Raw genomic sequence first — 22,913 nt, forward strand, 5'->3', positions numbered from 1 at the left:
GCTCGCCTACAGGCCGGCGTGGAGCCCGGCCTGGACTGCATCCAGGATTTCGCCGGACAGCGCTTCCGACCTGACCGAACGCGCCAGCACCATCCCGCCGACCATGGCCGCCAGCGTAACGATGGCGTCCTTGCGCGCAGCTTCGTCATCGCTCCCGGCGATGGCATCGACCAGCGCTGTCACGCGCGCCTCGAAGCGCTTGCGCGTCTTCGCGTCAAGCCGCGACACATCGGCACCGAGCGCCGCGATGGCGCAGCCCGCTCCGGGGTTGTCGCGGTGCTTCCTGTTCACATACGCCTGGACGACGGCTTGCCTGCGCTGCCGGGAAGAGGCCACCGAGGTCGCATCCTTCAGGAAATCCATGGTCTGGTCGAAGGCCGCGTCGATGGCCTCGGCCACCAGCGCGTCCTTGGATTCGAAGTGCGCGTAGAAGCCGCCATGCGTGAGGCCGGCGCTTTTCATCAGCTGCGCAACGCCGATGCCGTTGACGCCATGCTTGCGGAATTGCGTCGAGGCGGCCTTCACGATGTGCTTGTGGGTTTCAGCTTTCTGGTCGAGCGAGTAGCGCATGATCGGGAGACGGCAACGGCAGGTGAGTCTCTGCAATATATAGCATTACGATCGTCATTGCATCGGGTGCTTCCCGAAGTCTGCCCGCCGCGCCGGGAAATGTGGCTGCCGAGGGACTCACGCCACCTCCTTCACTAGGGATAGCACCAACGCCGTGGCGGGGTGATCGTCCTTGACCCTGCCGCATCGCCTGACTAGCATGTAGACGCTGGATACATCAGCGGGGGCATGCAGGAATTTCGCGGCGAACGGCGTGGGGAACGTCATGGCCGCTGCGATCGTTCGCCCTTTGATATGACGAGCATCATTGCATGACAGACAACGGAGACAACGCGCATGAAACCACAGCAATCCAGCTCGCCGGGGACGGTTGACGTCCAGGCGTTCATCGACAGCCAGAGATTCTCTCCCTACCAATGGATGATTCTTATCGTCTGCTTCCTGGTGGTGGTGGCGGATGGCTTCGACACCGCCGCGATCGGCTATGTGGCGCCGTCGCTGACCAGGGAGTGGGGCGTTTCAAAGCTGGCGATGGGCAATGTGCTGAGCGCTTCGCTGGTTGGGCTTGCGCTTGGCGCGCTGATCGCCGGGCCCTTTGCCGACCGGTTCGGGCGCAAGCCCGTGCTGGGCGTATCGGTGGCGGTCTTCGGCCTGTTCAGCCTGGCCACCGCGACGGCGGCTTCCGCGGTCGAGCTGTCCGGCTGGCGCTTCCTGACGGGCATGGGGCTGGGCGCAGCCATTCCCAACGCGACGACACTGCTGGCCGAATATGCGCCCGCCAGGCGCCGCGCATTCCTGGTGAACAGCATGTTTTGCGGGTTCACGCTGGGTGCTGCGGGCGGCGGCTTCCTTGCCGCGGTGATGATTCCGGAATTCGGCTGGCGCAGCGTCTTTGTCGTTGGCGGCGTGGTGCCGCTGGTCCTTGCCGTCATGGTGCTGGCGTTGCCGGAATCGATCCGGTTCATGGTGCTGCGCGACTGGCCGGCGCAGCGCATCGGTTCGGTGTTGCGGCGCATCGCAGGTTCCGCGCAATTCCAGGCATCGCGCTTCACCTTGCCGGATGACCACGCCGACAAGCTGCGCTCGCCGCTCGGGCTGATCCTGTCGCAGAAATACCGGATGGGCACCTTCATGCTCTGGACGACCTATTTCATGGGCGTGCTGGTCTTCTACCTGGTGACGAGCTGGATGCCGACGCTGGTCAACGAAACCGGCGCGACCCCGGCCGAGGCGGCGCTGATCGCGGCACTGTTTCCGCTGGGTGGCACGCTGGGCGCCATGGCATGTGGCTGGCTGATGGACCGCATCGATCCGCACCGCGTGATCGGTGTGGCCTATTTTTTTGCCGGCGTGTTTACGCTGGCAATGGGCCACGCCAGCAGTGGCTCATACCTGACGATGCTGACGCCGGTCGCCGGGCTGTTCATGGGGGCGGGCCTGGTTTCGATGCCGGCGCTGGCCGCCTCGTTCTATCCAACGCAGGGCCGCGCCTGCGGCGTCGGCTGGATGCTCGGCATCGGGCGCTTTGGCGGCATCCTCGGCGCCGTTGCCGGCGGCACGCTGTTGCAGCTGGGCCTGGGCATGAGCGCGATCCTGAGCATCCTGGCCGTGCCATCCGTGCTCGCGGCCATCGCCGTCGCGGCCAAGGGCATGGCGGCGGACGCGAAGCCATCGCAGCAGGCGGCTGTTGCCAACGAGGCATGACCCGTCTGTTGGCCCCCGGGGATTGATCCAGGCATGACAGACATGGGCCTGCCCCGCTTGCCCGGGGGCGGCGGGCGCGGGCTCCCGGCCCTGCGGCCGCGCCATGACGGTCGCGGCCGCCCGGGTCATGCGGTGCTCGCGGGAGTGCCCGCGCCACCGTCGTCAATATCCGCGCGATGCAGCGCGATCGCAGGCTTGCCGGGATCCCTCTCGCTGGCATCGGCAGGCACCCTGATCCGGTACCAGATGGCATACATCGCCGGCAGGAACACCAGCGTCAGCGCCGTGCCGGCAAAGGTGCCGCCGATCAGCGTGTAGGCCAGCGTTCCCCAGAACACCGACTGGGTCAGCGGAATGAAGGCCAGGATTGCGGCCAGCGCGGTCAAAAGCACCGGACGGGTACGCTGCACCGTCGCTTCGACGACCGCGTCGAACGGCGCCATGCCCGCCTGCTTGTTCTGGTGGATCTGTCCGATCAGGATCAGCGTGTTGCGCATCAGGATGCCGGACAGCGCGATCAGCCCCACCAGGGCGTTGATCCCGAACGGCTGCCGGAACAGCAGCAAGGTCGGCACGACGCCGATCAGTCCGAGCGGGCTGGTGGCAAGCACCATGACCATGGCGGAGATCGAACGCACCTGCAGGATGATGATCAGCAAGGTCAGGGCCAGCATGATGGGGAACAGCGGCAGCAACGCCTTGGTGGCCTTGTCGGATTCCTCGATGGCGCCTGCCTGCTCGATCCGGTAGCCTGCCGGCAGCTTTGCGAGGATCGGCTCCAGTTGCTGCCGGATCGACGCGGACACATCGGGCGGCTGCAATCCCTCGGCGATATCGCCGCGTACCGTGATCGTCGGCGTACGGTCGCGGCGGCGCAGGATCGGATCTTCCATGCGCACGTCGACGGTGCCAACCTGGGACAGCGGAATGCGCTGTCCTGCCGCGCCGGTCAGCGTGAAGCCGGAGATCTTCGCCGGATCCAGGCGTATGTCTCCCGCGGCGCGCGCCAGCACCTGCACCGAGCGGATGTCCTCGCGCACTTCAGTGACCGGCAAGCCGTTGAGGAGAAGCTGCAATTGCTGCGCGACGCCGCTGGAAGTCAGGCCTACGGCCTGCAAGCGATCCTGCTGCAGCGTGAAGTGCAAGGCCGGCGCACGCGATCCCCAGTCGGTATTGACGGTTCTCATCTGCGGACTGTTCTCCATCACGCGGCGCACGTCCGCCGCAATCGCACGCAGCTTGTCCGGATCCGGCCCTGCGACGCGGAATGCCACCGGGAAGGGCGAGTAAGGGCCGAATACCAACTGGCTGACGCGCACGCGCGCCTCGGGGGCCAGCCCGTCGGCAATGGCCTGGCGCAGGCGGGCCTTCAGCGCTTCGCGTTCGGCCTGGCTGTCGGTCCGCACCACGAGCTTTGCAAAGGAGGGATCCGGCAGTTCCGGCGACATGGCGAGATAGAAGCGGGGCGCGCCCTGGCCCACGTAGGCCGTCACGATCTTCGCCTCCGGCTGGCGGGCGAGCCAGGCTTCCACCTTGGCCGTGGCCGCGCTGGTCCGGGCAATCGCGGTGCCATAGGGCATCTGTACTTCGACCAGCACCTCGGGGCGGTCGGAGGTCGGGAAGAACTGCTTCTTCACGATGTCCATGCCCAGCACCGACACTACGAAGCCGCCCACCACCACCGCGGCCACGATCCACTTGCGCCGGATGACGCGCCCCAGCAGGCGCCGGAAACGGTTGTAGTTCGGCGTGCCATAGATGGCATCGTGGCCGCCTTCGGCCTTGCCGATCTCGGGCAGCAGCTTGACGCCCAGGTAGGGCGTAAAGGCGACGGCGACGATCCAGGAAACGACCAGGGCAATGCCCACGATCCAGAACATGTTGCTGGTGTATTCGCCGGCCGTGGAGCGCGCAAAGCCGTTGGGCATGAAGCCCACCGCCGTGACCAGCGTGCCGGACAGCATCGGCGCGGCGGTGTGGCTCCAGGCATAGGCGGAGGCGGCAATGCGGCTGTAGCCTTCCTCCATCTTGACCACCATCATCTCGATCGCGATGATGGCGTCGTCCACCAGCAGGCCCAGCGCCAGGATCAGCGCGCCCAGGGTAATGCGGTCGAAGTTCTTGCCCGTGGCCGCCATGACGACGAACACCGCGGCCAGCGTCAGCGGCACGGCGGCCGCCACGACGATGCCGACGCGCCAGCCCATGCTCGCGAAGCACACTACCAGCACCACCAGCAGCGCGACGAAGAACTTGACCATGAACTCGTCGACCGATGCGCTGATGTTGACGGACTGGTCGGTCACCTTGGCCAGGCTCATGCCCAGCGGCAAGGCTTCATTGATCGCCGACACTTCCGCATCCAGCGCCTTGCCGAGGTCCAGGCCGTTCCAGCCGTCGCGCATCACGACGCCCAGCAGCAGCGCGGGTTCGCCGTTGTTGCGGACGAGGAAGGTCGCCGGGTCCTCATAGCCGCGTTCCACCGTGGCGACATCCGAAAGCTTGAGGGTGCGGCCCTGCGCCACCACCGGCGTGTCGCGGATCTTCTGCAGCTTGTCGAAGGCGCCGTCGAGGCGGATGAAGACCTGCGGACCCGCGGTGTCGATCGACCCGGCGGGGGTAAGCGCGTTCTGGCTGTTCAGCGCCGCGAAGATGTCCTGCGGCGAGATGCCCAGCGTGGCCAGGCGGTCATGGGAAAAGCTGACGAAGATGCGCTCGGACTGTTCGCCGATGATGTTCACCTTCTTCACGCCCGCGACGTGCAGCAGGCGCTGGCGCAAGGCTTCGGCGTCGCGCACCAGGGCCCGCTGCGGTTCGCCCTTTGCCTTCAATGCGAACAGCGCGAAGGTCACGTCCGAATATTCGTCGTTGACGAGCGGGCCGATCACGCCGGCAGGCAGCGCGGCGGACTCATCCCGGATTTTCTTGCGCGCCTGGTAAAACTCTTCCTGGACCTCCGCTGGCGGGGTGCTGTCGAGCAGCGTTACGGTGGTGAACGCCAGGCCGGGCCGCGTGTAGGTCTCCGTGCGGTCGTACCAGCGCAATTCCTGCATGCGCTTTTCCAGCCGTTCGGCCACCTGGTCCTGCATCTCCTGCGCCGTCGCTCCCGGCCACGCCGTGATGACGGTCATGGTCTTCACCGTGAAGGCGGGATCTTCCGCGCGGCCGAGCTGGAAAAAGGCGATGACGCCTGCCACCGACACAAGGATGATCAGGAACAGCGTGACCGATCGCTCGCGCACCGCGAGCGCAGAAAGGTTGAAACCACTCATTGCTGCGCTCCCTCGCCCGAAGCCTGCGTGGCGCGGGGCCCGATTGCCGCGATCCGTACCTGCTCGCCCTCGCGCAGCAGGTGGGCACCCAGCGCAATGATCCGGTCGCCGGCCCGGAGGTCGCCCGCCACGCGCGCGGCATCGTCGTCCAGGCTGCGTACCTTGACCGGGCGCCAGCTGACGCGATTGGACTTTCCGTTCAGCACCCACACGCCCGGGCCCTTGCCCGGATCGAAGATCGCGCCGATCGGTACCTGCAGGTCGGCCTGCGTCGCAGCGCGGCGGACTTCCGGGATCCGGAGGATCACGGTCGCTCCGAGCGGGGCCTCGGCCAGCGCGCCTTCGAGCACGTACCTCGCTTCGTAGGTGCGGGTTTGCCGGTCCGCCGCGCTGGAAAGCTGCCGCAGCCTTGCCGGCACCGTCAGCGTGTCATTGCCGTAGAGGGTCGCCTCGCCGACCGAGCCCACCGGCGGCAGCAGGGTTTCCGGGAGGTGGACGACGGCCTCGCGCCGCCCCGCATGCGCCACGCGCACCACCACCTGGCCGGCATTGACGACCTGCCCGGCATCGGCCAGCGTTTCCACGACAACGCCGTCGGCGTCAGCGGCCAGGACCGCGTAGCCGGTGGCATTCCTTGCCACGTCGGCCTGGGCTTCCGCTGCCTTGAGCTGGGCCCTGGCCGATTCCGCCGCGGCCCTGATCTGGTCGTAGGCCGAGGCCGATACCGCGCCGGTCCCGACCAGGTCGCGATAGCGGGCTTCGTCCTCCGCCGTTTGCCTGGCCCGTGCGCGCGCGGCAACTACCGTCTCCTGCTGCGCGTGTGCTGCCAGCTTCAGGTCGTTCGGGTCGATGCGCATCAGCGGCTGGCCGCGCTTGACGGCCTGACCCGTATCGACAAGCCGCTCCAGGACTTTGCCGGAGACTCGAAAGCCCAGGTCGCCCTGGACCCGCGCGGCAACGGTCCCGGTGAAAGAACGCGTCGCGGCGGCCGGGTCCTGGACGACTCCGACCCGGACCAGCGGGGGCTGGACGCGGGGATCGGGCGCCGGCGGCCCGCCGCAAGCAGCTAGAACAAGTGGCAACACGCACGCGGCGGCGGATGAAGCGATTCGGCGCTGAAGCATAAGGTCCTCTCTACGCGAGACTGGACCTGAATTATTGGTCGTGTGACCACTTTAGTCAATAGTCACAAAGCGGTCGCAATGATGGAGCGGCGACGACGCCGCTTGGGGAGATTTTTTTACGCCGCTTACGGAGCCAGGCTGCGCAGTATCAGGCTGGAAAGCTGCGCGTGAGCCTCTGCGGCAACGTCGAGGTTGTGCTGCAGCAGCAGCGGATCGATGTAGGGACGCATGACGAGGTAGATGCCGTTGACGGTCTCGTCCAGCGGTGTCTTGCGCTCGAACTCCCCGGATTTCCGCCCCTCCAGGATGATCCGCATCACGAGAGCCCGGATGTGGTCCTCATAGGCGAGAACCGGCTGCCACCGCTCCTGCGCGGCCGCCGCGGCAATCGCGTAGAGCTTGCGGTCCTGGAAGAACAGGCGCACGCCTGCATCGACCAGCGTCTTGAACAGCCGCCGCAAGCATTCCGACGCTGTCGGCACGGCAGCAAGGGTCTCGTCGACCTCGGTGGTGATCGCGCCCAGGCAGTTGGCGCAGATCACTTCACCGATCGCCTGCTTGGAACCGAAGAACTTGTAGATGTACGCCTTGGAGAACCCGATCGCCTTGGCGAGGTCGGAAACCGTCGTCTTCTCGTAGCCATAGAGGCTGAAGTGCTCGGTAGCCGCCTCAAGGATCTGGGAGCGGACATTGTGGTCTGCGGGACCGCGGGAAGGCAGGGCAGAGGGTGTGGTTTCGGTCATTCGGTCAGCTTACCGTGGCAGATGATCATTGACAACTAGTGACCATTTTATAATATAGTCACATCTCCGATTGTTTCCGAGTACCCAACCTCCATGCTTTTTCCTCGCTCTCTAACCCTGCTGCTGAGTGCCGGCGTCATGGCGGGTTGCGCTGTCGGCCCTGACTACAGAAAGCCGGACGTGCCGGTTTCGGAACGCTACCTGGGCCAGCCCGGCGTCGAACAGAGGCAGGCCTCGCCGCCGGCCGAGCTGACGACGTGGTGGGAAGGTTTCGGCGACCCCGTGCTGACCCGCCTGGTGTCGCTGGCGTTAGCGCAGAACCTGGACCTGGCGCAGGCATCGGCGCGCGTCGCCCAGGCACGCGCGGGACTCGGCACGGCTACTGCGGCCTTGCTGCCGTCCGGCAGCGTCAGCGCGCAGGCGGGGCGGAGCTACCAGTCGGTCGAGACGCCGCTTGGCAAGCTGCTGAATGCCACGCCGGGCTTTGACAGGTATGGCAACCTCTACGAGGCAAACCTCGGCGCCGGCTGGGAACTGGACGTCTTCGGCGGACTGCGCCGCGGGCGCGAAGCCGCGCTGGCGGAGTACCAGGCCTCGACCGCGGGCGCGGCCGCGACGCGCCTCGCGGTGGCCGCGCAGACGGCGGATCTCTACATCACTGTGCGTGGATTGCAGACCCGTCTCGGCATCGCCAGGCGGCAAATGGAGACCCAGCAGAAATTGCTCTCCACGGTTGGGCTGCTGTTCGGCAAGGGCCTTGCCGCCGGGCTGGAAGTCCGGCAGGCCGAAGGCGCGCTGGCCCAGGTCAGCGCCACCGTGCCGGTGCTGGAAACAGGGCTCGATGCGGCGTTGAACGCGCTCGACGTGATGCTGGGTGTTCCGCCGGGCACGTACCGCGCCGAACTCGGCGGTGCCGGAACGATTCCCGCAGCGCCGCAGCTCGCCGGTACGGGTTCGCCGGCGGACCTGCTGCGACGCAGGCCGGACCTCATTGTCGCGGAGCGCCGGCTGGCGGCGGCCAACGCTCGCATCGGTGTCGCCATTGCCGAGTACTACCCCAGGTTCTCGCTCAGCGCCCTGTTGGGCAGCGCCACGACCGTGGCCGGCGGCAACCTGTTTTCCGCGGGCGCGAGCCAGGCGGCGGGCGTGCTGGGCTTGCGCTGGCGCCTGTTCGATTTTGGCCGCATCAACGCCCAGATCGACCTGGCCCGCGGCCAGGAGGCGGAAGCGCTGGCGGCATACCGGCAGGCCGTGCTGCGTGCGACCGAAGATGTCGAAAATGCCTTCTCCGCCCTGGTCAGGCGTGAAGACCAGGCCGGCACGCTGGCGCAGGGCGAAGCCTCGCTGACGCAGGCGCGAAACGCCTCGCTTGCCGCCTACCAGAAGGGTGTCGTACGCCTGATCGAGGTGCTGCTAGCCGACGAGAGCCTGCTGCGGACGTCCGATGCCAGGGCGCAGGCGCAGACCGAATCCGCCCGCGCCGCCGTGGCGGCATTCAAGGCGCTGGGCGGCGGTTGGGAGCCGGCAACCGCCTTGTAAGGCATAACTGCAGCACGGATTCCGGCAAGCAGGCAACGCCTGGGATTCCTGAATTAACAACATAAAGAAAAAGCCCCGGCGAAATCATTAATACGGCCGCTAGTGAGAAGCCGGACTCGCGCCCTCAGTTTCACGCAACTTTTGCAAGGACCTGGTCAGCCTGGCGCCATGCCCGCTGTCCGCGGCCAGCAGCAGCGTTTCGATGCTCGACTCGAGGTCTGTCAGTTCAGTAGCTCCCGGCCTGGCGGCCTTCATCTCCTGAAACTCCTTGCAGATCCGCTTGGCCAGTTTGTGGACAAACTCGGGGTCAAGATCACCTTGCCCCACGGCATGCCTGATGTGCTCGATTAATCTCGCCAGGCCTTCTGGCGTGGTCTCGCTCGCATATGATATTTCCTGTGTCATTGGCAACTCCATTGGGCAGGTCGGATTATTCTAGGACGAGGCTGCTGCGCAGGGATTGCATTTTTCGCGAACGCCAGAATCAGAATCGCGCCGATATGCTCGATACGCCAGCTAGAATCTGGAAAGAACTCTCTTCGGCACGGAATCATGAAACGCGAATCCAGCTTCATGCAGCACGGGTCGCCGGGTGCTCGGGGCGCGGGGCGCCCGGGCCCTCTGGTGGATGAGGAGAGCTTGCCCAATGGCAATGAGTTCTATATCAACCGCGAACTCAGCCAGCTGGAATTTTTCAGCCGCGTCCTGCAGCAGGCGGCCGATCCCGCCATTCCGCTGCTCGAGCGCCTGCGTGCGCTGTGCACCTTCAGCAGCAACCTGGATGAGTTCTACGAAATCCGCGTGGCGGGCCTGAAGGAACAGTGCGCGCTTCAGTCGCCGGTAGTCGGCCCCGACGGGCTTACGCCGCAGGTCGTCTATGCCGCGGTCAACCAGCGGGTGCGTGAATTGGTCGATCAGCAGTATCGCCTATTCAATGACGTGTTGATCCCAGCCATGGCAGAGCAGCAGATCTGCTTTTTGCGACGGCCATCGTGGAACGCCGTGCAGCAGGCCTGGATTCGCGATTTCTTCTTCGCCGAGCTGATGCCGGTCCTGACACCCATCGGGCTGGATCCCGCGCATCCGTTCCCGCGCATTCTCAACAAGAGCCTGAACTTCGCGGTTGAGCTGGAGGGCAAGGATGCGTTCGGCCGCAACTCCGGCAATGCGATCGTGCAGGCGCCACGGGCGCTGCCACGTGTCATCGCACTGCCCGCTGACGTTTCGGGGTGCGAGCATGGCTTTGTCTTTCTCTCGTCCATCCTTCACGCCCATGTCGGCGAGCTTTTCAGCGGTATGTCGATACGGGGCTGCTATCAGTTCCGTGTGACCCGGAACAGCGAATTGTTCGTGGACGAGGAAGAAGTCAAGAACCTGCGCGAGGCGCTGCAAGGCGAACTGCCGCACCGCCATCTTGGCGACGCAGTCCGGCTGGAAGTCGCGGACAACTGCACCCCGGCAATGACGACATTCCTGCAGGAACAGTTCGGGCTGGCGCCGGGCGAAGTATTTTCGGTCAACGGGCCGGTCAACCTGGTTCGCCTGATGCAGGTGCCGGACCAGGTCGACAGGCCGGAGCTGAAATACACGCCTTTCCGGCCCGGCGTGCCGAAGATATTGAGGGAGCATGCCGACGTCTTCCGCGCCATGCGCGACGGCGACATCCTGCTGCACCATCCGTTCCAGTCATTTGCACCGGTTGTCGATTTCGTCAGGCAGGCGGCACAGGATCCCGATGTCGTGGCGATCAGCCACACCGTGTATCGCGCCGGGCACGACTCGGTCCTGTTGTCGGCACTCATCGAGGCTGCGCGCAACGGCAAGGAAGTCACCGCCGTGGTGGAATTGCTGGCCCGCTTCGACGAGGAGGCGAATATCGGCTGGGCGGCGCAACTGGAGGCAGTCGGCGCGCATGTCGTCTATGGCGTCGTCGGTTTCAAGGCACACGCCAAGATGGTCATGGTGTTGCGCCGGGAGGGGGGGAAGCTCAGGCGCTATGTCCATCTCGGCACGGGAAACTATCACCTCGAGACCTCGCGCGCTTATACGGATTTTGGATTGCTGACCTGCAACGAAGCGCTGACGCAGGACGTGGCACAAGTCTTCAGCCAGCTGACCGGGCGCGGGCAGACGCACAGCATGACCCATATCTGGCAATCGCCGTTTACCATGAAGAAGCAGTTGCTGGCGGCGATCCGATGCGAAGCCGAGCACGCCAAGGCCGGGCGCAAGGGAAGGATTATCGCCAAGATGAATGCACTGCTGGAGCCGGAACTGATCCAGGCGCTATACGATGCCTCGCGTGAAGGCGTGCGTATCGACCTGATCGTCAGGGGCGCCTGCGCACTGCGGCCGGGCGTTGCCGGCCTGTCGGAGCACATCGCAGTGAAATCGGTCATGGGCCGGTTTCTCGAGCACTCGCGCATCTTCTACTTTCACGACGGCGGGGCGGAGAAGGTCATGCTGTCCAGCGGCGAATGGATGGAACGAAGCCTGTCCCGGCGGATCGAGATCTGTTTTCCCATCCTGGATCCCCGGCTGAAGGGGAGGGTCATTGCCGAAGGGCTGAAGCCGTACCTTTCCGACCGGCGCGACACGTGGGTGATGACGCCTGGCGGGACCTATGAACGTCAGCTTGCACAGGACGGCGAGGCAGCGCAGAACATGTTGCTGTCGGCGCTGACCTGAGTGCCCGTTCGACGGTTCGACGAACAGGGCGGGGTGAAATGGGGCGTCCCGCGCGCTTCAGGCCCCACCCAGCAGGTCGTGCGCATCGACGATCGCATAGGCGATCTCCGGATGCTGCTCCATGCTGCGCCGGATGGCCGCGGGAATGGACTGGCGGATCTTGCGGCACAGGCCCGGCTGTTCCTGCACCTGGATATTGATGCCGCGCACCGTCTTCACGCCGCGCGCGCTGGGCGTGATGGTCAGCACGATATTCAGCTGGGCCTGCATCAGGCCCTCCATGCGGCGCAGTTCGGCCAGGCTGGTCAGATTCTCGAGCCGCTCGACCAGGCGCTTTTCCTCGGCGCGGGTGAGCCGCAGCACGCGCAGGTCGGCGCCGGGATCACTCAACAGCGCTTCGCGCCCGCAGATGCAGGCGCCCGGCGGGCACTCCGTGCGAAGGGGGAACGGCGCGTTCATGGGGGCGCGGCGGTGGCTCCGCCGGATTCCGGGGCGATGGCCAGATATGTTAAATCAGGTTGCCCGCCTGCGGCGCTCGAACCGTTGCGTTGCCCTCGGATGCGGCAAGAGACGCCGGCACTGCTGCAAGAATCGGTGGCAGGTTCTGCGGCAAAGGCCAATCCGTTCTATGCTCGCGGCAGGTTGCCAGGACAGCCTGCCGACCCCCGGCAATCACTACAACCGCGACCACACACGCCACACCAGGAGACCCCATGGCACTTTCGATGTACGACGTATCGATCCCGCCGTTTATCCGCGCCCTCGGCAACCTTGCCGCGATCCTCGACAAGGGCGCCGCGCACGCGCAGGCGCAGGGCATGGATCCGGCCGACTTGATCCAGACCCGGCTGATCGCCGACATGGATCCGCTGTCGGCGCAGGTCCAGCGCGCCAGCGACGCCGCCAAGGGCGCCGCGGCGCGGCTGGCGGGGATCGAGGTGCCATCGTTCGCCGACACCGAAACCTCGTTCGCCGAGCTGCAGGACCGCATCGCGCGCACCATCGTGTTCCTGGAGCAGATCACGCCGGCGCAGCTCGAGGGCAGCGAACAGCGCGTGATCGAACTGAAATTGCGGCAGGGGCCGGTGACGTTCGACGGCAAGTCGTACCTGCTGGGGTTTGCGCTGCCCAACTTCTATTTCCACGTGACCACGGGCTACGACATCCTGCGCCACAAGGGCGTGCAGATCGGCAAGCGCGACTACCTCGGGCTCAAGTAAGGTGCGGCTGGCGGGCGACGCGCGCGTCACGCCGGCCCTAGGCAAAAACCCTTAGCCCTCTGGTATACTTAGATGTTGTCCGAGCCGTGTCCGGAGCGGCCGGACGCAGCCTGCGACAGGCCACGGGGCGGATTCGACCCCTGCGCCGGAACCCGGTGCTTCCCGCCCGCGCTGCCAGCGATAGCCACGATCGTGCGCCCGCCCTGGACGGCATCGGTCCCGCCGATCGATCCGCCAAGACTGGCCCCTGGCCGAGCCCAACCATACCAATACACCCGGCCAGCCCGAAGGCTGCCGATATTCCGCTGCCATAATCCGTTTACGGTCCCAGAGAGACCTCACGCATGACTTACGCCGTCAAGGAAATCTTCTATACGCTGCAGGGCGAGGGCGCCAACGCCGGCCGCGCCGCGGTGTTCTGCCGCTTTGCCGGCTGCAACCTGTGGAGCGGCCGCGAAGAGGATCGCGCCAGCGCGGTATGCCAGTTCTGCGACACCGATTTCGTCGGCACCGATGGCACCCGCGGCGGCAAGTACCGCACCGCCGGGGAGCTGGCCGCGGTGGTCGCCTCGGAATGGCCGCAGGGCGCTGGTGGCAGGCCGCTGGGCAAGCCGCTGGTGGTGTGCACCGGGGGCGAGCCGCTGCTGCAGCTCGACTCGCCGCTGATCGATGCGCTGCATGAGCAGGGCTTCGAGATCGCGATCGAGACCAACGGCACCATTGCCGTGCCGCCCGGCATCGACTGGGTTTGCGTGAGTCCCAAGATGGGTTCCGAGCTGGTGGTCAGGGGCGGCGACGAGCTCAAGGTCGTGATCCCGCAGGCGGGCCAGGACTTTGCCGCATACGAGCAGCTTGATTTCGAGCATTTCCTGGTGCAGCCCATGGACGGCCCGCTGCAGCGCGAGAATACGGCCGCCGCGGTGGACTTCTGCCAGCGCCATCCGCGCTGGCGGCTGTCGCTGCAGACCCACAAGCTGCTGGGCATTCGTTGAGCGCGGCTCCGGGGTTTTGCCCCGGGTTTTGCTCAACGCTGGGCAAACGTACACAATAGAGGCTTCGGGCGCACGCGCGGCGCCCGTCCAACGCAGGCGGCCTGGACCACGGAAAGGGCGCCGCTACACATGAGCAAACAAGTTTCCATTACCCGCCGGCTGGAGTTCGACTCCGGCCACCGCATCCCGAACCACGGCGGCCAGTGCCGCAATATCCACGGCCACCGCTACCGGCTGGACCTGACGCTGTCGGGCGAGGTGCTGCATCGCGAAGGTGCCTCGGATGACGGCATGATCCTGGACTTCGGCGATATCAAGGCGCTCGCCAACGAGCACCTGGTCAACAAGTGGGACCACGCCTTCCTGATCTACCGCGGCGACACCGCGCTGCTGAACTTCCTGCAATCGATGGAAGGGCACAAGACAGTGGTGCTGGATGCCATCCCCACCGTCGAGAACCTGGCCCAGGTCGCCTTCGATATCCTGGCGCCGGTGTTCAAGGATTGCTTCGGCCACCACCTGCAGTTGACCAGGCTGGTGCTGTTCGAAACCCCCAATTGCTGGGCCGAAGTCAGCGCCCCGGCAGTGCTGCCGGCGCAAGACTGAGCCTGCCGATGCCAGAGACGCCGCCGCTGCCGCCGATGCCACTGAGGGCCCCGCGCGCGCTGCCGGACGATCCGGCCGAGGCTGCCGCGCGCGATGCCCGCTACATGCGCGCCGCGCTGGAGGAGGCGCGCCTGGCCGAGGCCGCCGGCGAAGTGCCGGTCGGCGCGGTGGTGGTCTGGAACGACACCATCATCGCGCGCGGCCACAACCTGCCGATCCGCTCGGTCGATCCTTCCGCGCATGCCGAAATGCAGGCGCTGCGCGCCGCCGCGCAGGTGATCGGCAACTACCGCATGCCCGAGTGCGAGCTATACGTGACGCTGGAACCGTGCGCGATGTGCAGCGGCGCGATCCTGCATGCGCGGCTGCGCCACGTGGTATTCGGCGCCACGGATCCGAAGACCGGTGCCGCCGGCAGCGTGCTCAACCTGTTCGAGCACGCGCAGCTCAACCACCAGACCACCATCACCGGCGGCGTGCTGGCCGACACCTGCGGGCAGATGCTGAAGGATTTCTTCGGGGCCAGGCGCCGCGCACAGAGGGCTGCCCGCGGTGTTGCCGGCGGTGTCGGCGCCGATGTCGAGGCAGGCAGCGAGGCCGGAACCGACGCAGCCTGCGCCTGTCCGACCCGTCCCGAACCGAATACACAGAACAAAGCCAACGACGCATGAGCACGCCGAACAGCAGGCCGCCGCATACCGAAGTCCGACTGATTGCCTCGTCCGGCTATCCGCACGACGTCGCCGTTGCCGCGCGCGGCGTTGCCTGGCTCAAGCAGCACGGCTACCACACCACCAACCCCGACGTGCTGGCCCGGCGCTACCTGCGCTTCGGCGGCACCGACGCGGAGCGGCTGGCCGACCTGCATGCCATCGGCACCGGCGCGCCGCATGAGCTGACGCTGGCGGTGCGCGGCGGCTACGGCATCGCCCGGCTGCTGGCGCAGGTGGACTTCGCGCGCATCGCCGAACAGGCGCGCGCCAGCGCCACGCCCATCGTCGGGCACAGCGACTTCACGGCGTTCCAGCTCGCTTACCTGGCCGCGGCCGGCGGCATCAGCTTTTCCGGACCGATGCTGCTGGCGGACTTTGGCGCGGACAGCGTCGATCCGTACATGTGGGAGCACTTCGAAGGCATCCTGCGCGATCCGGCCTACCGGGTCGACGTGGCGGCGCCGCAGGCCGGCGGGCAGCCGTTCAGCGGCGAAGTGTCCGGCACGCTGTGGGGCGGCAACCTGGCCATGCTGTGCAGCCTGCTCGGCACGCCCTTCATGCCGCGGGTCGAGGGCGGGGTGCTGTTCCTGGAAGACATCAACGAGCCGCCGTACCGGGTCGAACGCATGCTGCTCCAGTTGCAGCAGGCCGGCGTGCTCGACACCCAGCGCGCCATCGTGCTGGGCGACTTCTCCAACTATCGCGTCACCGACTACGACAACGGCTACGACATGGACGCCGTGGTGGCCTACCTGCGCGACCAGCTGCCGATGCCGGTGCTGACCGGCCTGCCGTTCGGCCATTGCGCGCGCAAGCTGACGCTGCCGGTGGGCGCGCAGGTGCGGCTGGCCGCACGTGCCGACGGGTTTTCGATGGCGTTTTCCGGCTATCCGGTGCTGCCGCCGGCGGCCTGAGCGCTGCACGCGAAGCGCGGCCGCCACATGCAGGCCGCCAGGCGTTCATCGCCCCGCCTACGGATGCAAGGAACGCATCCGGATGGTAGAATACGCGGTTATTTCCTGACTTCCTGCCGGGTTCTCGCAAGAACCGGGCGCGGTCCCTGCCGCATCGCCAGCCATGGCTCCGGAATGCTCCGGACGGCGCGATGCCTGCCGGCAGGGCCGGCCCCTGAACGGCATGGGGTGCACCCCGGTGCAACAACCTGCGCAACGCGGCCAGTGCCGCGGCGCCACATTCTCCAGACAAGGTTCCAGACGTGCTTTCTACCGCAAACATCACCATGCAGTTCGGCCCCAAGCCGTTGTTCGAGAATATCTCGGTCAAGTTCGGCGAGGGCAACCGCTACGGCCTGATCGGCGCGAACGGCTGCGGCAAGTCCACCTTCATGAAGATCCTGGGCGGCGACCTCGAGCCGTCGTCGGGCAACGTCATGCTGGAGCCCGGCATCCGCCTGGGCAAGCTGCGCCAGGACCAGTTCGCCTATGAAGACATGCGCGTGCTGGACGTGGTGATGATGGGCCACACCGAGATGTGGGCCGCCGCGCAGGAGCGCGACGCCATCTACGCCAACCCGGAAGCGACCGACGAAGACTACATGAAGGCCGCCGAGCTGGAAGCCAAGTACGCCGAGTACGACGGCTACACCGCCGAGGCGCGCGCCGGCGAACTGCTGCTGGGCGTGGGCATCCCCACCGCGCAGCACCAGGGCCCGATGAGCGACGTCGCACCGGGCTGGAAGCTGCGCGTGCTGCTGGCGCAGGCACTGTTCTCGAACCCGGACGTGCTGCTGCTGGACGAACCGACCAACAACCTGGACATCAACACGATCCGCTGGCTGGAGACCGTGCTCAACGAGCGCAACTCCACCATGATCATCATCTCGCACGATCGCCACTTCCTGAACTTGGTCTGCACGCACATGGCCGACATGGACTACGGCACGCTCAAGGTCTACCCGGGCAACTACGACGACTACATGGAAGCGTCGATGCAGGCCCGCGAGCGCCAGATGGCCGCCAACGCGCGCGCCAAGGAGCGCATCTCCGAACTGCAGGACTTCGTGCGCCGCTTCTCGGCCAACAAGTCCAAGGCACGCCAGGCCACCTCGCGGGCCAAGCAGATCGAGAAGATCAAGGTCGAGGACATCAAGCCGTCGTCGCGCCAGAACCCGTTCATCCGCTTCGAGTTCGAGAAGAAGCTGCACAACCTGGCGGTCGAGGTGGAGAACGTCACCAAGAGCTACGACCGCAAGATCATCGACAGCCTGTCGATGGCGATCCAGGCCGGCGAGCGCGTGGCGATCATCGGCGAAAACGGTGCGGGAAAGACCACGCTGCTGCGCAGCCTGCTCAACGGCGCGGTGCAGACCGGCGTGCAGCGTGGCGTCGAGGTGGATCGCGGCTCGGTCAAGTGGGCCGAGAACGCCAATGTCGGCTACATGCCGCAGGATACGTACGAGGAATTCCCGGCGGATCGCGACGTGATGGACTGGATGAGCCAGTGGACGCAGGCCGGCGATGACGAAACCTCGCTGCGCGGCACGCTGGGCCGGCTGCTGTTCTCTGCCGACGACATCAAGAAGAACGTCAAGGTGCTGTCCGGCGGCGAGAAGGGCCGCATGATCTGGGGCAAGCTGATGCTGGGCCGCCATAACGTGCTGGCGCTGGACGAGCCGACCAACCACATGGACATGGAGTCGATCGAGTCGATGCAGATCGCGCTGGACAAGTTCCAGGGCACGCTGATCTTCGTGTCGCACGACCGCGAGTTCGTGAGCGGCCTGGCGACGCGCGTGATCGAAGTGCGCACCGACGGCACGCTGACCGACTACCTGGGCACGTATGACGAGTACCTGCAGTCGCAGGGGATCGACGGCTGAGTTTGCCTCATGCCGATGAAAAAGGGCCGCCTTCCGAGGCGGCCTTTTTGCTGTCTGGCGCGGGGATCGCCGCTTATCCGGCCACTGCCGGGAGGTCCTGTGCGATGGAGTCCAGCTCACGCAGGATCGCATGCGCCGTGATTTCGCCTTTGGCCCTGAGCAGCGCCGCGTGCAGCGGCTCGCGCAGGGTCAGCAGCGCGGGCAGGTCCTGCGCTTTTTCCACCTTTACCTGCAGCATGTAGCCGCGCAGGCCCAGGTGCTGGCCGATGACGTCGGTATAGAAGTGGTAGAGGCGCTGGAACGCGTCGATCTCGGCGGAGGAGTGCGTCGGCTGGGTCGTCTGTGCCGCGTCGGGCGTTGCTGCCGGCCCGTGCCGCATGGCGTACACCGAAAACAGGTTGGTATCCGCCGCCGCGGCCGAAGTGCGTGCCGGGGCATCCGGCGCCGCAGCTGCAGCCGCTAGCGCCGGTGCCGCCTCATGCACTGGCTCGACCAGCCCCTGGGCGGCCAGCATGTCGAGGGCATCGGGCCCGACCCCCATGCCTGCCACCTGCGCCAGCAGGTCCTGCCCGCGGCGCTCGCCGTTGACCATCAGCAGCAGCGCGCGCAGCTTGTGGTCCAGCTTGCGCGCGCGCGTCCTGATCTCGTCCTGTCCCGCATCCGTCTTGCGGTAGATCGGATCGACCATGTGTCTCGCTCCCTTGTTATGCCGGCCGTCCGTGCGAGCATCCCGTATCCGGGTGCGGCCGATTATCGCCATTTGAAGAGACGCGCCCGGCGCGGGGGCTGCCAGGGCTGGAAACATAGTCTCCAAACCGCTCTACAATGTGCGTGCACCATAAAAGTAACAAAAAATTGCGGTTGCTCATCCGTCAAACTCAGCACCAACCGAGAACTGTGGCCATGCAACAACGAGACAAACTGTTTATCAACGGCAAGTGGGTCGTGCCCCACGGTACCGGCACCATCGACGTCATTCATTCCAGCACCGAAGCGGTGATGGGGACCATTCCCGAAGGCTCGCCGCGCGACGCGGAAGACGCCATCCAGGCCGCGCGCGCTGCCTTTGACGGCTGGGCGTCGACGCCCGCGTCGGTGCGCGCTGGCTATATCGCCAAAATCGCCGAAGGGCTGAAGGCGCGCAGCGAAGAACTGGCCCAGATGATCGCCGGCGAAGTCGGCATGCCGATCAAGCTGGCGCGCGCGATCCAGGTGGGCGGCCCGGTCTACAACTGGGGGCAGGCCGCCAAGCTGCTCGATACCTTCCCCTTCGAGGAAGAAGTCGGCAATTCGCTGGTGGTGCGCGAGCCGGTGGGCGTGGTGGCGGCGATCACGCCGTGGAACTACCCGCTCAACCAGATCACGCTGAAGGTTGCGCCGGCGCTGGCCGCGGGCTGCACGGTGGTGCTCAAGCCGTCGGAAGTGGCGCCGCTGAACGCCTTCGTGCTGGCCGAGGTGATCGAGGCCGCGGGCCTGCCGCCGGGTGTGTTCAACCTGGTGACGGGGTTTGGCCCGGTGGTGGGCGAGGTGCTGGCGAGCCATCCGGAGGTCGACATGGTGTCGTTCACCGGTTCGACCCGCGCCGGCAAGCGCGTGTCGGAGCTGGCGTCGCAGACGGTCAAGCGCGTTGCGCTGGAGCTGGGCGGCAAGTCTGCCTCGGTGGTGCTGGACGATGCCGACCTGCCGGCGGCGGTCAAGGGCACGATCAGCGCCTGCTTCCTCAACTCCGGCCAGACCTGCTCGGCGCATACCCGCATGCTGGTACCGCGCGCCCGCTACGACGAAGTGAAAGCGATCGCGCAGAAGGTGGTGGCCGGCTTTACCGTGGGCGATCCGCTGCAGGAAACCACCAGGCTCGGACCGCTGATCTCCGCCGTGCAGAAGGAGCGCGTCACCGGCTATATCCGCCGCGGGCTGGAAGAGGGCGCCGAACTGGTGGCCGGCGGCCCCGAGGCGCCGGAAGGGCTGGACCAGGGCTTCTTCGTCAAGCCGACCGTGCTCGGCAATGTCGAGCCGCGTGCCACCGTGGCGCAGGAGGAGATCTTCGGGCCCGTGCTGACGATCATCTGCTACGACACCGAGGAAGACGCGGTCCGCATTGCCAACGACAGCATCTATGGGCTGGGCGGCGGCGTCTGGTCCGGCGACGAGGCGCGTGCGATCCGCGTGGCGCGGCGCATCCGCACCGGCCAGGTCGACATCAACGGCGGGCCGTTCAACATGGCCGCTCCGTTCGGCGGCTACAAGCAGTCCGGCAACGGGCGCGAAGCCGGCAAGTACGGGCTGGAGGAATTCCTCGAATACAAGGCCCTGCAGTTGAGGAAGCCGGCCTGAGGCCTGCGCGACATGGGAAAATGCCCGGCCGGTCCGGGCATTTTTTGCATTGCCGCCGGGGTCACGCAACGATAACGATAAGAGGGGAGCAACATGCGCTGGTTCGGTCGTCTGGCCAGGCTTGTGGGATGGCTGCTGGTGCTGGCGCTAGCCGGCACGGCGGGGGCCTTCATCTGGTATCGCCAGGCGGCCCAGCCGCCCGCATCCGGCACGGTCGCGCTGCCCGGCCTGCGTGGCCAGGTCACGGTGGTGCGCGATGGCAACGGCGTGCCGCAGATCCGTGCCGCCAGCAAGGCCGACGCATGGTTCGCGCTGGGCTATGTCCACGCGCAGGACCGGCTGTGGCAGATGCAGATGAACAAGCGCGTGGTGGCCGGCCGGCTCGCCGAGATCCTGGGGCCCTCCGCGCTCGATACCGACAGGTTCCTGCGCACGCTGGGCGTGAGGCGCAATGCCGAAGCGATCCTTGCGCAGGCCTCGCCGGAGACGCGGGCGGCACTGCAGGCGTACGCCGACGGCGTCAATGCGTGGATCGACCATCGGCAGGGACCGCTGCCGCCTGAATTCCTGTTGCTGCGCACGCAGCCGGAGCAATGGGAGCCGGCCGATACGCTCGGCTGGCAGACCATGATGGCCTGGGACCTGGGCGGCAACTGGAACCAGGAGACGCTGCGCATGCGACTGGCGCAGGTGCTGCCGGTGGCGCGCATCAGCGAGCTGCTGGCGCCGTACCCGGACGAGCAGCCGGTGCGCACCATGGACTACGGCCACCTGTACAAGCAACTGGCGCCGCTGGCGAATGCCATGGCCAGCGTCGGCGACAAGGCGCCGCCGGGCTATGTCGAGGGCATGGGCTCGAACAACTGGGTGGTCTCCGGCGCTCACACGCAATCAGGCAAGCCGATGCTGGCCAACGATCCGCACCTCGGCTTGCAGGCGCCGGCGCTGTGGTACTTCGCCCGCATGACCGCCCCGGGGCTCGACGTGGCCGGCGCCACGCTGCCCGGCATCCCGGTGGTCGTGCTCGGGCACAACGACCGCATCGCCTGGGGCCTGACCAATACCGCGCCGGACGTGCAGGACCTGTTTATCGAACGGCTGCGCCCCGGCAGCGAAACCCAGTACCAGACGCCGGACGGCTGGGCCACCTTCGAGACCCGCACCGAGACCATCCGCGTCAAGGGCGCGCCCGACGTGACGCTGAAGGTCCGCAGCACGCGCCACGGGCCGGTCATCTCGGACGTGGCCGAGCCGCTGTCCGCCGCGGCCGGGCCGCTTGGCGCGCAATACGTGGTTGCGTTCCAGTGGACCGCGCTGCGTCCGGACGACCGCACCTTCCAGGCCGGCATGAAGATGAACGAGGCGCGCGACTGGGCCAGCTTCACCGCCGCGCTGCGCGACTTCCATTCTCCGCAGCAGAACATCGTCTACGCCGATGTCGACGGCAATATCGGCTTTTTCGCGCCGGGCCGGGTGCCGCTGCGCCGCGCCGACAACGACCTGAAGGGCCTGGCGCCCGCGCCGGGCTGGGATGCTCGCTATGACTGGGCCGGTTTTATCCCGTTCGAGTCGCTGCCGCAGCGCTACAACCCGGCGGAAGGCGTGATCGTGACCGCCAACCAGCGCATCGTGCCGCCGGACTACCCCTACTTCATCACCAGCGAATGGACGGTGCCGTACCGCCATGACCGCATCCAGGCGTTGCTGGCGGCCACGCCCAGGCACACGTTCGACACCTTCGCCGGGATCCAGAAAGACGTGCTGTCGCTGGCGGTGCGCGACGTCTTGCCGCTGCTGCTGGCCGCACCGGTCAGCCACGACGGCGCACGGCCGGAGCGCGAGCGCGCGCTGCTCGATGCGCTGCGCAAGTGGGACGGCACCATGGACGCCGATCGCGCCGAGCCGCTGGTGGTCACCGCATGGCTGCGCGAGCTGTCGCGGCGGCTGTTCGAGGAAAAGGTCGGCGAAGCGATCTTTGTCCGGCTGTGGGACCAGCGCAACGTGCAACAGCCGATGATGAATATCCTGCGCGATCCCGGCAAACTCGGGGCGTTCTGGTGCGACCGTCCGCATACGGGCCCCGCGGAAAGCTGCAACGACGCGATTGCCGATGCCTGGACCCAGGCGATGGCCGACCTGTCGCGCCGCTATGGCGAGGACCCGAAACGCTGGCGCTGGGGCGAAGCGCATACGGCCCGCTCCGAGCACAAGCCGTTCGGCAAGGTTGCGTACCTGTCGCCGCTGTTCAACCTGCGCGTGCCGACCGGCGGCGACACGTATACCGTCAATGTCGGCCGCCACAACCTGCGCGACGAGAAGGCGCCGTTCGAGAATACCCATGCCGCCAGCGTGCGGGCGCTATACGACCTGGCCGACCTGCCGGGATCGCGCTTCATGGATTCGACCGGGCAGTCCGGCAACGCGTTGCTGCCGCGCTACCGCGACTGGACCGGCAAATGGGCGGCGGTGGAGTACGTGACCATGCCCCTGGCACCCGCGCAGGCCGGCGCCCTGACACTGGTCCCGGCTGCGACAAATTAGCGCACGGTGGCGGCATGCCGTGCCGGGA

Annotated in this window: 18 protein-coding genes; 11 read left to right on the forward strand and 7 right to left on the reverse strand. The window is 66.6% G+C overall.

All coding sequences use genetic code 11. The features are described 5' to 3' along the window. Nucleotides 1-6: 6 nt before the first annotated feature. Entirely contained in the window at nt 7-570 is a 564-nt protein-coding gene (locus IPF36_RS07385) for a TetR/AcrR family transcriptional regulator (protein WP_133096218.1), read from the reverse strand. 336 nt (nt 571-906) lie between these two features. Between IPF36_RS07385 and IPF36_RS07390 the strand changes: the two genes are divergently transcribed. Beyond that, nucleotides 907-2,274, forward strand: a complete 1,368-nt coding sequence (locus IPF36_RS07390) for an MFS transporter (protein ID WP_135705307.1) — start codon at nt 907-909, stop codon at nt 2,272-2,274. A gap of 125 nt (nt 2,275-2,399) precedes the next feature. On the opposite strand, the gene IPF36_RS07395 is transcribed toward IPF36_RS07390, so the two are convergent. The 3 genes from IPF36_RS07395 to IPF36_RS07405 form a co-directional block, all read right to left on the reverse strand. After that, complete coding sequence (locus IPF36_RS07395) at nt 2,400-5,546, reverse strand: efflux RND transporter permease subunit (RefSeq protein ID WP_243736950.1); 3,147 nt, start codon at nt 5,544-5,546, stop codon at nt 2,400-2,402. Continuing rightward, nucleotides 5,543-6,670: an efflux RND transporter periplasmic adaptor subunit gene (locus IPF36_RS07400; protein ID WP_195427661.1), complete on the reverse strand. Its 1,128-nt coding sequence runs from the start codon at nt 6,668-6,670 to the stop codon at nt 5,543-5,545. The genes IPF36_RS07395 and IPF36_RS07400 overlap by 4 nt, the downstream gene beginning before the upstream one ends. A 125-nt stretch (nt 6,671-6,795) precedes the next feature. Beyond that, on the reverse strand, nt 6,796-7,413 hold the full coding sequence (locus IPF36_RS07405) for a TetR/AcrR family transcriptional regulator (RefSeq protein ID WP_133096215.1): 618 nt from the start codon (nt 7,411-7,413) through the stop codon (nt 6,796-6,798). A gap of 93 nt (nt 7,414-7,506) precedes the next feature. Here IPF36_RS07405 and IPF36_RS07410 point away from each other — a divergent pair, with 93 nt between their 5' ends. Further along, the gene (locus IPF36_RS07410) at nt 7,507-8,952 is read left to right on the forward strand and encodes an efflux transporter outer membrane subunit (RefSeq protein ID WP_195427662.1); all 1,446 of its coding nucleotides are present in this window, start codon (nt 7,507-7,509) and stop codon (nt 8,950-8,952) included. Between the two features lie 99 nt (nt 8,953-9,051). On the opposite strand, the gene IPF36_RS07415 is transcribed toward IPF36_RS07410, so the two are convergent. Beyond that, entirely contained in the window at nt 9,052-9,357 is a 306-nt protein-coding gene (locus tag IPF36_RS07415; RefSeq protein ID WP_133096213.1) for a hypothetical protein, read from the reverse strand. Nucleotides 9,358-9,504: 147 nt separating this feature from the next. Here IPF36_RS07415 and ppk1 point away from each other — a divergent pair, with 147 nt between their 5' ends. Then, entirely contained in the window at nt 9,505-11,640 is a 2,136-nt protein-coding gene (gene ppk1 / locus IPF36_RS07420) for a polyphosphate kinase 1 (RefSeq protein WP_133096212.1), read from the forward strand. Nucleotides 11,641-11,697: 57 nt separating this feature from the next. Here ppk1 and IPF36_RS07425 read toward each other — a convergent pair whose 3' ends face one another. After that, a complete protein-coding gene (locus IPF36_RS07425) occupies nt 11,698-12,099 on the reverse strand; it encodes a hypothetical protein (protein WP_133096211.1) in 402 nt (133 codons plus the stop codon). Nucleotides 12,100-12,353: 254 nt separating this feature from the next. Between IPF36_RS07425 and IPF36_RS07430 the strand changes: the two genes are divergently transcribed. From IPF36_RS07430 to IPF36_RS07455, 6 genes are all read left to right on the forward strand, one after another. Further along, nucleotides 12,354-12,860, forward strand: coding sequence for a DUF1993 family protein (locus tag IPF36_RS07430; protein ID WP_133096210.1), 507 nt, complete (start codon nt 12,354-12,356; stop codon nt 12,858-12,860). A gap of 344 nt (nt 12,861-13,204) precedes the next feature. Further along, nucleotides 13,205-13,852, forward strand: a complete 648-nt coding sequence (queE, locus tag IPF36_RS07435; RefSeq protein ID WP_195427663.1) for a 7-carboxy-7-deazaguanine synthase — start codon at nt 13,205-13,207, stop codon at nt 13,850-13,852. Nucleotides 13,853-13,981: 129 nt separating this feature from the next. Further along, a complete protein-coding gene (gene queD / locus IPF36_RS07440) occupies nt 13,982-14,458 on the forward strand; it encodes a 6-carboxytetrahydropterin synthase QueD (RefSeq protein ID WP_135705302.1) in 477 nt (158 codons plus the stop codon). Nucleotides 14,459-14,466: 8 nt separating this feature from the next. Further along, nucleotides 14,467-15,129, forward strand: a complete 663-nt coding sequence (gene tadA, locus IPF36_RS07445; protein ID WP_195427664.1) for a tRNA adenosine(34) deaminase TadA — start codon at nt 14,467-14,469, stop codon at nt 15,127-15,129. Beyond that, nucleotides 15,126-16,085, forward strand: coding sequence for a muramoyltetrapeptide carboxypeptidase (ldcA, locus tag IPF36_RS07450; RefSeq protein ID WP_195427665.1), 960 nt, complete (start codon nt 15,126-15,128; stop codon nt 16,083-16,085). The genes tadA and ldcA overlap by 4 nt, the downstream gene beginning before the upstream one ends. Nucleotides 16,086-16,387: 302 nt before the next feature. Beyond that, complete coding sequence (locus IPF36_RS07455) at nt 16,388-18,010, forward strand: ABC-F family ATPase (protein WP_195427666.1); 1,623 nt, start codon at nt 16,388-16,390, stop codon at nt 18,008-18,010. A gap of 73 nt (nt 18,011-18,083) precedes the next feature. On the opposite strand, the gene IPF36_RS07460 is transcribed toward IPF36_RS07455, so the two are convergent. Continuing rightward, entirely contained in the window at nt 18,084-18,698 is a 615-nt protein-coding gene (locus tag IPF36_RS07460; protein WP_195427667.1) for a hypothetical protein, read from the reverse strand. A gap of 215 nt (nt 18,699-18,913) precedes the next feature. On the opposite strand from IPF36_RS07460, the gene IPF36_RS07465 reads away from it, so the two are divergent. Next, complete coding sequence (locus IPF36_RS07465; protein WP_133096203.1) at nt 18,914-20,344, forward strand: aldehyde dehydrogenase family protein; 1,431 nt, start codon at nt 18,914-18,916, stop codon at nt 20,342-20,344. Between the two features lie 93 nt (nt 20,345-20,437). Further along, the gene (locus IPF36_RS07470; protein ID WP_135705298.1) at nt 20,438-22,885 is read left to right on the forward strand and encodes a penicillin acylase family protein; all 2,448 of its coding nucleotides are present in this window, start codon (nt 20,438-20,440) and stop codon (nt 22,883-22,885) included. Nucleotides 22,886-22,913: the final 28 nt, after the last annotated feature.

Origin of the sequence: Cupriavidus sp. IK-TO18 (assembly GCF_015549295.1) — a bacterium.
In the GTDB taxonomy this organism is placed as follows: domain Bacteria; phylum Pseudomonadota; class Gammaproteobacteria; order Burkholderiales; family Burkholderiaceae; genus Cupriavidus; species Cupriavidus oxalaticus_A.